Origin of the sequence: Acinetobacter sp. ANC 5054 (genome assembly GCF_002135295.1) — a bacterium.
Lineage (GTDB): Bacteria > Pseudomonadota > Gammaproteobacteria > Pseudomonadales > Moraxellaceae > Acinetobacter.
In genome coordinates this window covers 23,820-37,791 of sequence record NZ_NEGG01000015.1, presented here as the reverse complement: position 1 = coordinate 37,791, position 13,972 = coordinate 23,820, and the positions used below count along the sequence as shown (strand labels likewise).

Sequence of the window (13,972 nt, the reverse complement as noted above, 5' to 3'; positions counted from 1 at the left end):
ATGATTATTTCTTCTGCGAATGACTACCGTGAAGCCGCACAGCGTCGACTGCCGCCGTTTCTTTTTCATTATATTGACGGTGGGGCGTACTCGGAATATACCCTGAAGCGCAACGTAGAAGATTTATCAAAAATTGCTTTAAGGCAGCGTGTGCTCAATGACATGTCGCAACTGAGCTTAGAAACCAAACTGTTTGATGAAACCCTGTCGATGCCAGTGGCGCTGTCACCTGTCGGTTTAACAGGGATGTATGCACGTCGCGGTGAAGTCCAAGCTGCTGTGGCTGCGGATAAAAAGGGCATTCCATTTACACTATCGACAGTTTCAGTGTGTCCAATTGAAGAAGTTGCACCTGCCATTAACCGCCCAATGTGGTTCCAGCTTTATGTGCTGCGTGACCGTGGCTTTATGAAAAATGCTTTGGAACGCGCCAAAGCTGCGGGCTGTTCGACATTGGTGTTTACCGTTGATATGCCAGTTCCGGGCGCACGTTATCGTGATGCACACTCTGGCATGAGCGGGCCAAATGCTGCAATGCGCCGTTATATGCAGTCTTGCTTCCACCCACATTGGGCATGGAATGTCGGTTTAATGGGCCGTCCGCATGATTTAGGCAATATCTCTAAATACTTAGGTAAGCCGACAGGTTTAGAAGATTATATTGGCTGGTTGGGCAATAACTTTGATCCGTCTATTTCATGGAAAGACCTCGAGTGGATTCGTGAATTTTGGGATGGCCCAATGGTGATTAAAGGCATTTTAGATCCTGAAGATGCCAAAGATGCGGTACGTTTTGGCGCAGATGGCATTGTAGTGTCGAACCACGGTGGTCGTCAGTTAGATGGCGTTTTATCTTCAGCACGTGCTTTACCGCCAATTGCTGATGCAGTGAAAGGCGATATCAAAATTCTCGCTGACTCGGGCATTCGTAATGGTTTGGATGTCGTGCGCATGCTAGCACTCGGTGCAGATACTTGTATGCTTGGTCGTGCATTTGTTTATGCGCTCGGTGCTGCTGGCGGTGAGGGTGTAAGTAACTTACTCGAACTCATCGATAAAGAAATGCGTGTTGCCATGACTTTGACAGGTGCGAAAACCATCGCGGATATTAGCTCTGATTGTTTGGTGAGATTAGATAAAGAATTGGCGGGGTAAGTTTATCTTTTAATTATTTCTTCCTTATAAAGTCATGGCTTCTGACTATTTATACAGCAGAAGTCCCCCTCTTTTTAAAGAGGGGTTAGGGGAGATTTTAAGAATGTATAAATGATAAAGAATAGCTTCGTATTTTTAGATTTCTTCTTCTAAGTCTATGTTAATCATATCGATCGTAAACTTAAGTAAGATGATTTGAGACGGAGTCTTATCGTGAAAAAGCAAATGTGAGGAGCTCAGCTGTTACTTTGGTTTTGCCCAAAGTAACCAAAGGCATTTGTCATCCGTTGAACTCGTCAAATAACAAAACGAAATAATTTTTCGCAGAAACATGATGATGCCTATTTCAGTCTGCCTCAAACAGCAACCGATGACGTTTTCGCGTAGCAAATATGAATTATGACGATATTTCTAAAACGTATGAGAAGAGTGATGAATAACTCAAAAATACTTTTAGAACAGGATTAGAAATATGTTCACACAATCAGATGCACAACAAACCATTCAAAAACTTATCAACATAGTCGGCAAACAACATGTATTGACCGACGATAACGATACACGTCTCTATCGCCAAGGTCGCCGCTATGGTTCAGGCCAAGTGCTGGCGGTTGCTGTACCGGGAACATTGCTTGAACAATGGCAAGTACTGAAAACCGCGGTTGATGCCGATTGTATTGTGATTATGCAGGCAGCCAATACAGGACTGACAGGCGGTTCAACCCCCTTTGGTGAAGACTACGACCGTCCAGTGATTTTAATGAGCACTCGCCGTTTGGCAGGTATTCAAGTGATTAACGAAGGTCAGCAAGTGATTTGTTTGCCGGGTGCAACCTTAGACCGACTCGAAAAAGAGCTGGCACAGTTTAACCGTGAACCACATTCGGTGATTGGCTCGTCTTGCATTGGTGCATCGGTGCTTGGCGGCGTATGCAATAACTCAGGGGGTGCATTGGTGCGCCGTGGCCCAGCCTATACTGAACTTGCACTGTATGCACAGGTCAATGAAGCAGGTGAATTGGAGCTGGTCAATCATCTAGGCGTGCATTTGGGTGAAACGCCTGAAGAGATTCTGACCAAACTTGAAAATAAGCACTATCAGCTTAATGACATTGTAAATAATTCTAGTTGCTGCGCATCCGATCAGCGTTATGCACATGACGTAAAGCAGGTCGATGAAAATACGCCAGCACGTTTTAATGCCGATCCATCACGCTTATTTGAAGCCTCTGGCTCAGCAGGGAAAGTCTGTGTATTTGCAGTGCGTTTAGACACCTTTGAAAAAATTCCAAGCCAAGTATTTTATGTCGGTACTAATTCACAAGATGACCTGACCGAAATTCGTCGTTTTTTACTGAAAGATTTGCCGCGCTTGCCTATCGCAGGAGAATACATCCACCGTGTTGCCTATGACATTGGTGCAGAATATGGCAAAGATACGTTTGTGTTTATCGAGAAATTTGGTACAGCCAAAGTACCCGCTGCATTTGCCATGAAAGATAAAGTGGATGGTTATTTAGAAAAACTTGGATTACGCGGTTTATCTGACAAAGTTTTGCAACTCGTCACTAAATTTATGCCGAACCATTTGCCCAAACGCATGAATGAATTCCGTGATTTGTATGAACATCATTTGGTGATCCGTATTGAAAATCAGGATGCGGATTTAGCCGAAAACTATCTAAAAAGCTATTTTCAAGACAAGGCAACAGGCAGTTATTTTCATTGCACAGATGAAGAAGGTCGCAAAGCTTTTTTACACCGTTTTGCTGTGGCTGGTGCAGCCATTCGTTACCGTGATACCCACCGTTCAGAAGTCGAAGATATTGTCGCGCTGGATATTGCACTACGCCGTAACGACCGTGAATGGGTCGAAACTTTACCCAAGGAAATGGATGATTTGATCATTCATAAATTGTATTACGGGCATTTTTTGTGTCATGTGTTCCATCAGGACTATATTGTCAAAAAAGGCGTAGATCCTTTAGCGATGGAACATCAGATGTGGCATTTACTAGATGTGCGTGGTGCAGAATATCCTGCGGAGCACAATGTTGGGCATCTCTATGTCGCAAAACCAGCCTTAAAAAATCATTATCAAAAGCTCGACCCAACCAATAGTTTTAATATCGGCATTGGGCAGACCAGTAAGCTTAAATATTGGAAATAATAGCCCATCTATATTTTCAAATAATGAATTTAACATTAAGCCAGCGCAGAACATGTACTGGCTTTTTTATTTACAATTAGAAATTCAAAAAATAAGACAATTGAAATATTTATGTCACAAAATGAAAGATAAAAGAACAGGTGTATTGACCGAAAAAGCAGACAAATATTTTTGAATTGCCATCGTAAAAGATAAAAATAGCGTTAAAGTATTATGCAACAAGTTGCAAAGCCAAAATTAAGGATTCAGTATGACAACGACTAGCTATGCAAATATTTTAAAACCGCTGCATTTAGGTTTTACGACTATAAAAAATCGTGTGGTCATGGGTTCCATGCATAGTGGTTTGGAAGATCGTTTTTATAATTATCCAAAGTTAGCTGCTTATTTTGGCGAGCGCGCAAAGGGTGGTGTGGGCCTGATTATTACAGGTGGTATATCACCAAATCGCCAAGGTTGGTTGCTCCCTGCGGGTGGAACAATGAATACCTTGGGAGATGTTGCACCGCACAGACTTGTGACCCATGCTGTGCATAAGCATGGCGCTAAAATTTTAATGCAAATTTTGCATGCAGGGCGCTATGGCTATCAACCATTCGTCGTGTCTTCAAGTCCAATCAAATCACCAATTTCACCATTTAAACCGCGCCAACTTAGTGAAAAGCAAATTTTGGCAACGATTCATGACTTTGCTAAGTCTGCTAGCCTTGCACATAAGGCTGGCTATGATGGTGTAGAAATCATGGGTTCAGAAGGTTATTTGTTGAACCAATTTTTAAGCCGTCATGTGAATCAGCGTACGGACCGCTGGGGTGGTGATATTGAAAACCGTATGCGCCTTGCGGTTGAAATCGTCAAAGCGATTCGCGCAGAAGTGGGTGAAAAATTTATTATTTGCTTCCGTTTGTCATTGCTGGATTTAGTCCATGACGGCAACACCATGGCAGAAGTTATTACTGTTGCTAAAGCCTTAGAACAAGCTGGCGTCACTTTGCTTAATACGGGTATTGGCTGGCATGAAGCACGTATTCCGACCATTGTGACTTCAGTGCCACGAGCTGCTTTTGTGGACTATACCGCTGAAGTTAAAAAGCATTTGAGTATTCCTGTTATTGCATCCAATCGTATTAATATGCCTGAAACAGCAGAGGAAATTTTAGCTTCTGGCAAGGCGGATATGGTTCAAATGGCGCGTCCATTGTTGGCGGACCCATTTTGGGTAAATAAAACAGCAACCAATCGTGTTGATGAAATTAATACCTGTATCGCTTGTAACCAAGCGTGTTTGGATCATACTTTTAAAAATCAACGTGTGAGTTGTTTGGTCAACCCACGTGCTGCTTACGAAACCGAATTGGTGTATTTAAAAACCAAGAAACCGAAACGCATAGCCGTGGTCGGTGGTGGTGTGGCAGGCATGTCGGCAGCAACTGTAGCGGCGAGCCGTGGACATGATGTAACTTTATTTGAAGCGAGCAACGAAGTTGGCGGTCAGTTTAATTTGGCCAAAGTCGTTCCGGGTAAAGAAGAATTTCATGAAACTATTCGCTACTATAAAGTGCAGATTGAAACAACAGGCGTGGAACTGCGTTTGAATACACGCGTGAATCGTGAACAATTGGAACGTGAAGGTTTTGAAGAAGTCATTATTGCAACAGGCGTCGTGCCACGTAGTTTAAAAATTTCGGGTAGTGATGCTCCAAATGTACTGTCGTATGCCGAAGTGTTAAAAGGTGCAGAAGTTGGGCATAAAGTTGCAGTTATTGGTGCAGGTGGTATTGGTTTTGATGTTTCAGAATTTTTACTTAAACCGCCGCATCAGCCACAGCCTCAACCTTTGGCAGATTGGCAGCGTGAGTGGGGTGTAGATCCAAATCCGAATTATGTGTCTGAAGGCGGCATGCAAACTGCGGAAATTGAAGCGCCTGTACGTGAAATATTTTTGCTACAACGAAAAACTTCACCATTAGGTGCAGGTTTGGGTAAAACATCGGGATGGGTGCATCGCGCACAATTGAAGAAAAATGCGGTGCGTATGCTACGTGGCGTGCAATATAAAGCCGTTACAGATGAAGGGCTGTGGATTGAACACGCCGGACATGACCAATTGCTTCGAGTTGATACTGTTGTGGTCTGTGCAGGACAAGAGTCGGTTAAACAATTGATGCCTGAACAGGGCGAAAAAACTTTAGCAAATTATCATATTATTGGTGGTGCAAAACTGGCAGCAGAGCTTGATGCCAAGCGTGCGATTCGTGAAGGAGCGGAACTTGCAGCAAAACTATAATGAATTTGGTGAAACAATATTCATTTGAAAGGTTTAGTTGTAATTTTTACTTGTCAGAAAGTTAAAACCTCCGTATTATGGCGCACATGGAAGCGTGGCAGAGCGGTTTAATGCACCGGTCTTGAAAACCGACGAGGGCGCGAGTCCTCCGTGAGTTCGAATCTCACCGCTTCCGCCAAATTCGAAAAAGCCCCTGTAGTGATACAGGGGCTTTTTTTATCTATAGTTTTTAATTACAAACGGCTTTGTTGCACAAAGATTTTAAAAGTAGAACTCTCCTAAGCGACTCAAAGTTAAGTGATAACTTGGGTATGAGGTCGGCCTAATATCGTAAAATTATGCACGTGCAGCATTGGGTAGGCTTATTCATTGACAAATATTGTGCAATAAATAAGCCTTTAATATTACCAAATTTTAAATATTACCAATTATACTTTACACCTACCTGAAAGTTAGTTGGTGCACCATAGTAACTATTTAAAGTCGATAAATGATATTTTTCATTCAATAGATTATTAATATTTAAATTCGCTGTGAGATTTTCATTGATTTTATAGCGCGCCATTAAATCAACTATGCCATAGCTCCCTTGTTCTGATTTAAATGAATTAGTACGCTTGACATATGTGTAAATATCACTTTGCCAACGGATTCCTGCACCTATGGTGAGTGCTTCATCTAACTGAGATAATGTATATGTCGTAAATAATTTAGCTGTATTATTAGGCACATCACTATTTAGGCTGTCACCTTTGCTGTCTTGGGAAAGATTACGTGTAAAGCTTGCTGAAAGTTGCCATAAATCAGTAATTTTCCCTGTAGCTTCTAACTCAATACCGCGACTTTTTGTACCTGATTCCGCGCGATATGGGGATACTTTTTGTCCATTAGGCAGAGTAATTTGTGGCGCGCCAGTAATTAAAATAGCTTTATTGTCTTCTTTGGTTTGGTAGATGGCTGCACCGATATTTAACTGATTATCAAAAAATTCACCTTTAACGCCAATTTCAGTACTATTGCCAACCAATGGATCGATAAAATTCCCGCTAATATCATATTTATCTTGTGGAGAGAAAATAGTTGTATAGCTGGTGTAGGCTGTCCAATGTGGAGTGAAATCGTATGTTAATCCAATATAAGGAATGATTTCTTTTTCGGTTTGTTTTTTGTTTGTCGCAGTGCCGCCGGTTTCCGGATTGGTTTTTGAAATTCGTTCCCAATCATCAAATCGGGCACCGATAATCATAGCAAGCGGGTCACTCAGTTTTAAGCGGGCGGCACTAAATGCGGAGAGGCTTTTTTCATCTGTACTATACCAGCCATTGGTTTTTAAATCTGGTTTAGCTGGCGTATAGCCATCCCAAGTAAAAATATTATCTATGGTACTAGTATTCCAACCCGTTGAGCTTGGGCGCTTATTTTTGCTTTTAGCATAAGTTGTTCCAACAACAACGTCATGCGTTTGATTAAACAAATCAAATGAGCCATTCAGTGTTAAATTAAATAAATCTTGGGTGGGTTTATAGTCCCAGCGTGTTCCATAAAGCACGCTGCCAGCGCCAGTTTCTTTATTTATTCCTGAACCGGAAAACACATAGCCGACAATTTCATCAGAAGAGGTAATGGTGCGGGATGCAAGCCCCTTTATTTTCCAACGATCATTAAGTTGATGTTCAATATCAGCAAAATAGCCTGTTGTTGAGCGGTCAGATGTTGACCAATTTGCCGCGGCTGAATCAGACTGTGACCAATCGATAGGTGTTCCATCTGTGTAATAAGTTGGTAAACCGCTGCGGGCAATGCCTTCTATATCAATTTGTTGATAACTAACACCAAGGCTGGCTTTGGTATTATCATTTAAATCGGCTTCAACAACCCCATAAGCGACTTTGCGTTCCTCGCTATAACGGTCTATATATGAATCGCCTGTTTGATATGCAAACACTGTACGTCCACGGATTGTGCCTTCTTTATTGAGTGGGGTGGATATATCAAGATCGGTGCGGTAAGTATCCCATGAGCCAGCACTTGCACTGACAGAAGCTTTAAAATCTTTTAATGGCTTCTTTCGTACCATATTGATACTGGCACTGGCTGTACCAGCGCCAGTCATTAATCCATTTGCTCCACGAACAATTTCAACTCGATCAAAAAGAGCTGTGTCTTGGCTTTGGAAAATACTTGAATATGAGTTGAGTAGTTTTATGCCATCTAGTAAATAGCTGTCTACAGTTTGACCGCGCGCATAAATTGGAGAATTGTCTGAGCCGATATTGCCGCCTTGCTTAATGGTCAACCCTGCGGCTTGATTGGCGACATCCATAAGCTGAGTAAGATTTTGATCTTCCATTTGCTGTCGTGTGATCACACTGACTAATTGAGGTGTTTCTTTTAATGACAGGGCTAAACCTGTAGAGGCTGCTGTTGCCTTAGCTGTATATGAATTGGTTCCTTCAGTCGTTAATGGGCTTTTTTTATTTACAGTGACTATAATTGCGGGTAATTGCGTAACTTCATGGGTGGAAGGATTCGTATCTTGAGATGTTGTACTTGCTTGAGTTGTGCTGAGTTGGGGGTACTGAGTTTCACTGGCTGCTTTGTGAAGAGGCTTAATGCTAAAGCCACCATTTTCAAGTTTAATTGCTTCTAAGTTAGCTGGTTGTAATAAAATTCTTAAAGCTTGTTCAGGAGAAAATTGACCCTGTAACCCATTACTATTTATTTTTGAAAATGCTTGAGCATCATAGCTAATCGTTATTCCTGTTTGAATAGCAAGCTGTTTTAACGCTTGATCGAGTGTGCTTTTTTTTACGGTGATATTTTGTGCGGCAGCTGCATAGCCACTGGTTGATAGTACTCCAACTGTAAGTGCTGGAGCTCCTAATAAAACTGCTCGAATGGCAATAGCTAATGTGGTTTTGACCTGAAATTTTGACATAAAATTTGCATCTGAAAGTATGTTTACCTATAAGTCGAATAAATAAAAAAAAAAGCTCATATTTTTATTGCAAGTTATTTTGGACCGATCGGATATCTACAGAATATTATTGATTACAGAGGGGGCATCACCATTCGCTGAAGAGCAATTAAAGACTCGAATTACTATTTTTTAATATGAAGTATATATGGACTATAAAACTCTAAATTAAGACTGTTTGCATGAGCGATGGTCTCAAGACTTTGATCAATGTGTACCAAAGAAAACACGCCTGAAATTTGAATATTTTCAATACTGGGATCTATAAAATACGTGCCTTGCTGGTAACGGTATAATTCGTGTAAAACTTTTTTGAGAGGCCAGTTTTCAACTACTAGCAAATGTTGCGTCCAGTATGGCTGGTCATTTTTTAAAGGAATCGCGTTAGATATATGTTGAGTATTAAAAACAGCACGAAATCCTTGTTTGATTATTTTTTCTCTTGCAGGTCCAGCTGAATGAATGGCTACAGCATGTTCATAAACATTTAATTTAGTTTTTTTCTTTTCTTACCGTACAGTAAATTGGGTACCTAATGCTTCCAAGTCACCATTTGAAGTACTCACAAAGAAAGGGCGTTTATAAGGGTCTTTAGCAGTTTTTATATAAATTTCACCGGAAATAAGTTTAATTTTCCGGGATTGCTTTGTGTATTCGACATTGATATAGCTATTGCTGGCAAGTATAAGTTGAGAACCGTCTTCCAAAGCAATATTCTTAATTTCACCAATATCTGTGTGATAGTCAGTTTGCCATTTTGACCAAGGCAATTGATATAAAAAAAATGTGAGTATGAAAAGGCCAATTAGGCTCAATAAAGTATTATTTTTTAATGTCTGATGAAGTTTATTCTTTGATCGGGTAAAAGATTCATGGCTTAAATTTGTAGGCAGTTCATTGAGTCCTGAGATGACTTTTTGGACTTGCTCAATGGCTAGTGTATTTTCAGATTTTTGATTTTTCCATTCTTCAAATTGCTGATACTGTTCATCACTAACTTCTCCAGAGTGCAAAATCACTAGCCAATCAGTTGCTTCATCTAAAACGTGTTTGGACAGTTTTTCTGGAGTTTTCATATGTGAATGATAAATTATTGTTGTTGAAGACTGATACAGGCAAGAAAAGCGAGTTTCATGTCCCGTTTTACGGTGGCTTCAGAAATATTAAGCTGCGCACAAATGCCTTTATAGGTTAAGCCATCGAGTTGAGACAATAAAAAAACTTGTGCTGCACGTGCAGGTAATTCTTCCAAGACTTTATGGACTTGGAATAATGTCTCACGAATACAGATTTCATGTTCAACAGAAGGATAAAACTCAGCAGGTAATTGGGCCAATGCCTCTAAATATAAGCGTTCAACTTGTTGATGGCGCCAATGGTCGATTATGACATGTTTGGCAATGCCAAATAGCCAAGCTTTGGGTTCCTTAATATTTTCATGTTGATAATGGCTTTTCAGGGCGCGATAAAAGACTTCCTGACTTAAGTCTTCAGATTGATGATGATGCTGAAGTTTGTGCTTAAACCAGGATAGTAAAGTTGTTTGATGTGTTTGATACATATGGCTAAACCATAACTGCTTTTGTACATTTAGATTCATTAGATAGCCTTATGATACAAATCAACAAAAATCTAGATTTTGCAAAAAATAATAATTAATTTAATAATAATGAGAATCATTATTGAAAGCAACAAAAAATTACAAGTGAACATCTCTCATCATGAGCTGTTTTTAGGACTTATCCGTCTTTAACTATAAGTCGTTCTCATCTTTGGGTAGTGCTGTATTTTTTTTACAGTAAATAAGTTAATGAAATTTCTATTTTTAAAGCTGGATGATCAAAACCAATATCGTTTGGTCGTGTTCGTCAGAATTTTTCTTGCAGTCTTCGCTGGCTTTCTTATTGCAAATTTAACCGTTGCTACTGTTGGTTTGCTATTTCCCAATCAACTTGCAATCGCCACGTATACAGGATTTTTGCTGAGCTTCATAGTTTGGCTAGTTTTTATATTGGCAATGTTCAGTATGAAAACAATCTTAAATACGGTGTGGCTGTCCTTGGGTTTACTTTTTAGCTTGGGATGTATCGTCGGTGCCTTAAAAATTTGGGGAAGTACATGAAAGAAGGTTTTCGCCAAAGTATGGCTTGGTTGCATACATGGACAGGTCTGGTTGTGGGTTGGGTTTTATTTTTTGTATTTTTAACTGGTACAGCCGGTTATGTACAAATAGAACTGACTCGTTGGATGCAGCCTGAAAAAGCATTGCAGTCCAATGTGATTGTCCCTGAAAATGAGCAATTGGATAAAGCTTATCATTATTTAAAAAATAATCCTGACGCTCAAAAAGCCGAACGCTGGGGCGTTAATCTGCTAACCAATCAGCGCGGTGCAGATGACTTCGCTGTCAATTGGACTTTGCCACCCAAAGAAGGAGGGGAACGGGGTAAATATCATAAAGAAGTACTTGATGTTTCATCAGGGCAACCTGTTGCTGAACAAATTCAGCCTCGTGAAACGGGTGACGGTTTTACGCTTTATCGTATGCATTATGCTTTGCACTATATTCCTTATGATTGGGGCATTCGGATCGTGGGCATTTGTACCATGTTCATGTTTGTTGCCATCATTTCGGGCATCATTACCCATAAAAAAATATTTAAAGATTTCTTTACGTTTAGACCCGCCAAAGGCCAGCGCTCTTGGTTGGATGCACACAATGTGATCAGTGTGATTGCTTTGCCTTTTTATATCATGATCACGTATAGCGGTTTAATTTTCTTTGCCAATGCTTATATGCCTTTGGGTGTTCCAATGGTTTATGGTTCGGGAGAGGAAAATACAGAACGCTATTATGCTGAACTTTATCCAACAAACTCTCGTTTTAATAAGGATGATTCTGCTGTTCCGCCAGCCATGGGGGAAATCCAACAGAAATTTGTTCCTATTCAGCCTTTACTTGCAAAAGTTCAAAGTGAATGGGGCGGATCACAAAAAATCAGTCAGGTAAATTTTTATCCTGATCAAGGTAAAACTCCTGCAAAAATTGAATTTTACCAAACTGGCAGCGATACGATTGCACGAAAACGCACATCTTTAAGTTTTGACTTATATACAGGTCAAAAGATGTTTCAGGAAAAGTCCAATGAAGACAAAGCCCCAATGGTCTTTGGTACAACAGTTCTGGGATTACATGAAGGTTTATTTGCTTCACCATTTGCACGTATTTTATATGTTTTGACAGGGCTTTTAGGTACGGCAATGATTGCAACGGGCTTAGTGCTGTGGACAGTTAAACGCCGGCCAAAACAATTAAAAGCTGGTCGGATGAGTTTTGGGCATGCCTCAGTTGAACGTTTAAATATTGCCATGATTGCAGGTTTACCATTGGCAATAGCGGTTTATTTCTGGGCAAATCGACTGATTTCTGCCGATTTCGCTAACCGTGCCAATTGGGAAGTGCATTGTTTATATATCACTTTATTGGCGAGTTTTATTTATGCCTTAAGTCGACCGATTGTCCGTGCTTGGATTGAGATATTGGCTTTTGCTGCTTTGGCTTATTTATTACTTCCTTTATTGAATTTTATAACCACAGATCGTCATTTAGGCATATCACTTTTTCACCAAGACTTTGCATTAGCCAGTATTGATATTGGATTTATTTGTATCGGTTTAATGCTCACATGGGCATCTTACAAAGTATGGCACAAGCGGGATTCTATTTTAAAACCTGTTGTTAAAAAAACCAAAAAACCACGTGTTTCTCCGGCAGATGATGTGATTGAACTTCCGCGGTCAGAGGAGTTGTCATGAGCATAGTGGCGATCAATATTTTAACCGCAATATTTTTGAGTTATCTCGGATTATTCGCTTTAAATCTTTCCATGGAACGCAATGCAAAACTGGTTTTGAAAGCGCCGTTATCTTTAAAAAAAATCCAAATACTTAAGGTCTTTGGATGGGCATTTTTAGCACTTTCATTATTTCACAGTATTTTAGCGTGGGGTGTTTCGATTGGGATTACCGCATGGTTTGGCATCATCACACTGATTACTGGAATAATCGTGTTTATCCAATCTTATCAAGCTAGAGTGAATTTAAATTTATTGAAAATGGCTTTTTTTATTGTGATTGGATTGCAATTTTTTCGACTGTAAATGAGTAAGTTTTATGAGTAATCAAAATATAGATGTAGCGAAAAAACGCAATTCATTGGGTCGAAAATTGAAATATATTGTTGGTTTTTTATTATTGGTTGTGTTGATCGTTGGTGGAATATATTGGAAAAAGGCTTCAAATAAACCGAATGAAGAGTATAGCCAGTGGAGTAAGCCTGTTCCTGTACGCGTTGTGCCTGTACAGCGCAGTAATTTAGATGTTGAAATTAAAGCCATTGGTACGGTTGTTCCAGTGCATACCGTGAATGTGCAAAGTCAGGTTTCTGGCGTGCTGCAACAGGTTTATTTCAAAGAAGGGCAATGGGTAAAAAAAGGGCAGTTATTGGCTCAGATTGATCCTGCTCCATTTGCAGTGGCTTTGGCGCAAGCGGAGGGTGCAAGACAGCAAAATCTTGCGCAGTTAAACAATGCAGAAACTGAGCTAGCACGTTATCAATTGCTGTTTAAACAAGACTCTATTGCTAAACAGCAAGTTGAACAGCAGCAGGCTTTGGTGAATCAGCTGAAAGGGCAAATACAATCCAATCGTGCACAAGTCGACGCTGCAAAACTGCAATTGTCCTATACCAAAATCTATTCGCCAATAGATGGGCGCGTCGGCTTTAAGCAAAAAGATGCAGGCAATTTGATCCAAGCCAATGAAAGCACAGCTTTGGTGACCATCACGCAAGTTCATCCTGTTTATGTACAGTTTGCAGTGGCAGAAAATCATCTCACAGGACTCCGTGAAGCCTTAAAATCAGGTCAACAGGTCAAAGTCAGTGCATGGGACAAAGCTGAACAGCAACAGCTCGCAGTGGGGCATGTGCAGGCTTTGGATAATCAAATAGATGTCAGTACAGGCACATTAAAATTAAAAGCAGTGTTTGATAATCGTGATGACAGCTTATTTCCAAATCAATTTGTCAATGTACGCTTAAGTGCACAGACCATTCAAAACGCTGTCAGTATTCCTATTGATGCTGTTCAGCATGGTGCAAAAGGCACCTATGTTTACATCATCAATAAAGATCATAAAGCTGAGATCAGAAGCCTAAAATTAGGGTTAAGCAGCAATGGTCAGATTGAAGTTTTAGCAGGCTTAAACGGCACTGAAAAAGTGGTACTTGAGGGAATTGACCGTCTTTCGGATGGCAAAGAAGTTCAAATTATTGCTGATGATCAACCGCATCCCCCTGTAATGGAATCAGCTACTGGATAAA

The 13,972-nt window shown here is 40.3% G+C and carries 9 protein-coding genes, 1 tRNA gene and 1 pseudogene; 8 read left to right on the top strand and 3 right to left on the bottom strand.

Annotated features, from left to right (window positions below; genetic code table 11):
• The 4 genes from lldD (at position 1) to B9T33_RS14050 (ending at position 5,790) form a co-directional block, all read left to right on the top strand.
• Positions 1-1,155, top strand: coding sequence for an FMN-dependent L-lactate dehydrogenase LldD (gene lldD, locus B9T33_RS14065; RefSeq protein WP_086179526.1), 1,155 nt, complete (start codon positions 1-3; stop codon positions 1,153-1,155).
• 472 nt (positions 1,156-1,627) lie between these two features.
• Positions 1,628-3,325: a D-lactate dehydrogenase gene (dld, locus tag B9T33_RS14060; protein ID WP_086179525.1), complete on the top strand. Its 1,698-nt coding sequence runs from the start codon at positions 1,628-1,630 to the stop codon at positions 3,323-3,325.
• 250 nt (positions 3,326-3,575) lie between these two features.
• The gene (locus tag B9T33_RS14055; RefSeq protein WP_086179524.1) at positions 3,576-5,612 is read left to right on the top strand and encodes an NADPH-dependent 2,4-dienoyl-CoA reductase; all 2,037 of its coding nucleotides are present in this window, start codon (positions 3,576-3,578) and stop codon (positions 5,610-5,612) included.
• Positions 5,613-5,700: 88 nt separating this feature from the next.
• Positions 5,701-5,790: transfer RNA gene (locus B9T33_RS14050), tRNA-Ser, on the top strand.
• Between the two features lie 243 nt (positions 5,791-6,033).
• Here B9T33_RS14050 and B9T33_RS14045 read toward each other — a convergent pair.
• The 3 genes and pseudogenes from B9T33_RS14045 to B9T33_RS14035 all read right to left on the bottom strand — a co-directional run bounded on the left by B9T33_RS14045 (position 6,034) and on the right by B9T33_RS14035 (position 10,189).
• On the bottom strand, positions 6,034-8,550 hold the full coding sequence (locus B9T33_RS14045; RefSeq protein WP_086179523.1) for a TonB-dependent siderophore receptor: 2,517 nt from the start codon (positions 8,548-8,550) through the stop codon (positions 6,034-6,036).
• 164 nt (positions 8,551-8,714) lie between these two features.
• A pseudogene (locus tag B9T33_RS14040) lies at positions 8,715-9,665 on the bottom strand (FecR domain-containing protein).
• 14 nt (positions 9,666-9,679) lie between these two features.
• Positions 9,680-10,189 (bottom strand): sigma-70 family RNA polymerase sigma factor, encoded by a 510-nt coding sequence (locus B9T33_RS14035; RefSeq protein WP_086179522.1) that lies wholly within the window; start codon positions 10,187-10,189, stop codon positions 9,680-9,682.
• 210 nt (positions 10,190-10,399) lie between these two features.
• Between B9T33_RS14035 and B9T33_RS14030 the strand changes: the two genes are divergently transcribed.
• From B9T33_RS14030 to B9T33_RS14015, 4 genes are read left to right on the top strand one after another with little or no spacing between them, the layout of a single operon-like run.
• A complete protein-coding gene (locus tag B9T33_RS14030) occupies positions 10,400-10,711 on the top strand; it encodes a hypothetical protein (RefSeq protein WP_086179521.1) in 312 nt (103 codons plus the stop codon).
• Positions 10,708-12,405, top strand: coding sequence for a PepSY-associated TM helix domain-containing protein (locus B9T33_RS14025; RefSeq protein ID WP_086179520.1), 1,698 nt, complete (start codon positions 10,708-10,710; stop codon positions 12,403-12,405). The genes B9T33_RS14030 and B9T33_RS14025 overlap by 4 nt, the downstream gene beginning before the upstream one ends.
• Positions 12,402-12,749 (top strand): DUF3325 domain-containing protein, encoded by a 348-nt coding sequence (locus B9T33_RS14020; protein WP_086179519.1) that lies wholly within the window; start codon positions 12,402-12,404, stop codon positions 12,747-12,749. Before B9T33_RS14025 ends, B9T33_RS14020 begins: the two co-directional genes overlap by 4 nt.
• 13 nt (positions 12,750-12,762) lie before the next feature.
• Positions 12,763-13,971, top strand: coding sequence for an efflux RND transporter periplasmic adaptor subunit (locus B9T33_RS14015; RefSeq protein WP_086179518.1), 1,209 nt, complete (start codon positions 12,763-12,765; stop codon positions 13,969-13,971).
• Position 13,972: the final 1 nt, after the last annotated feature.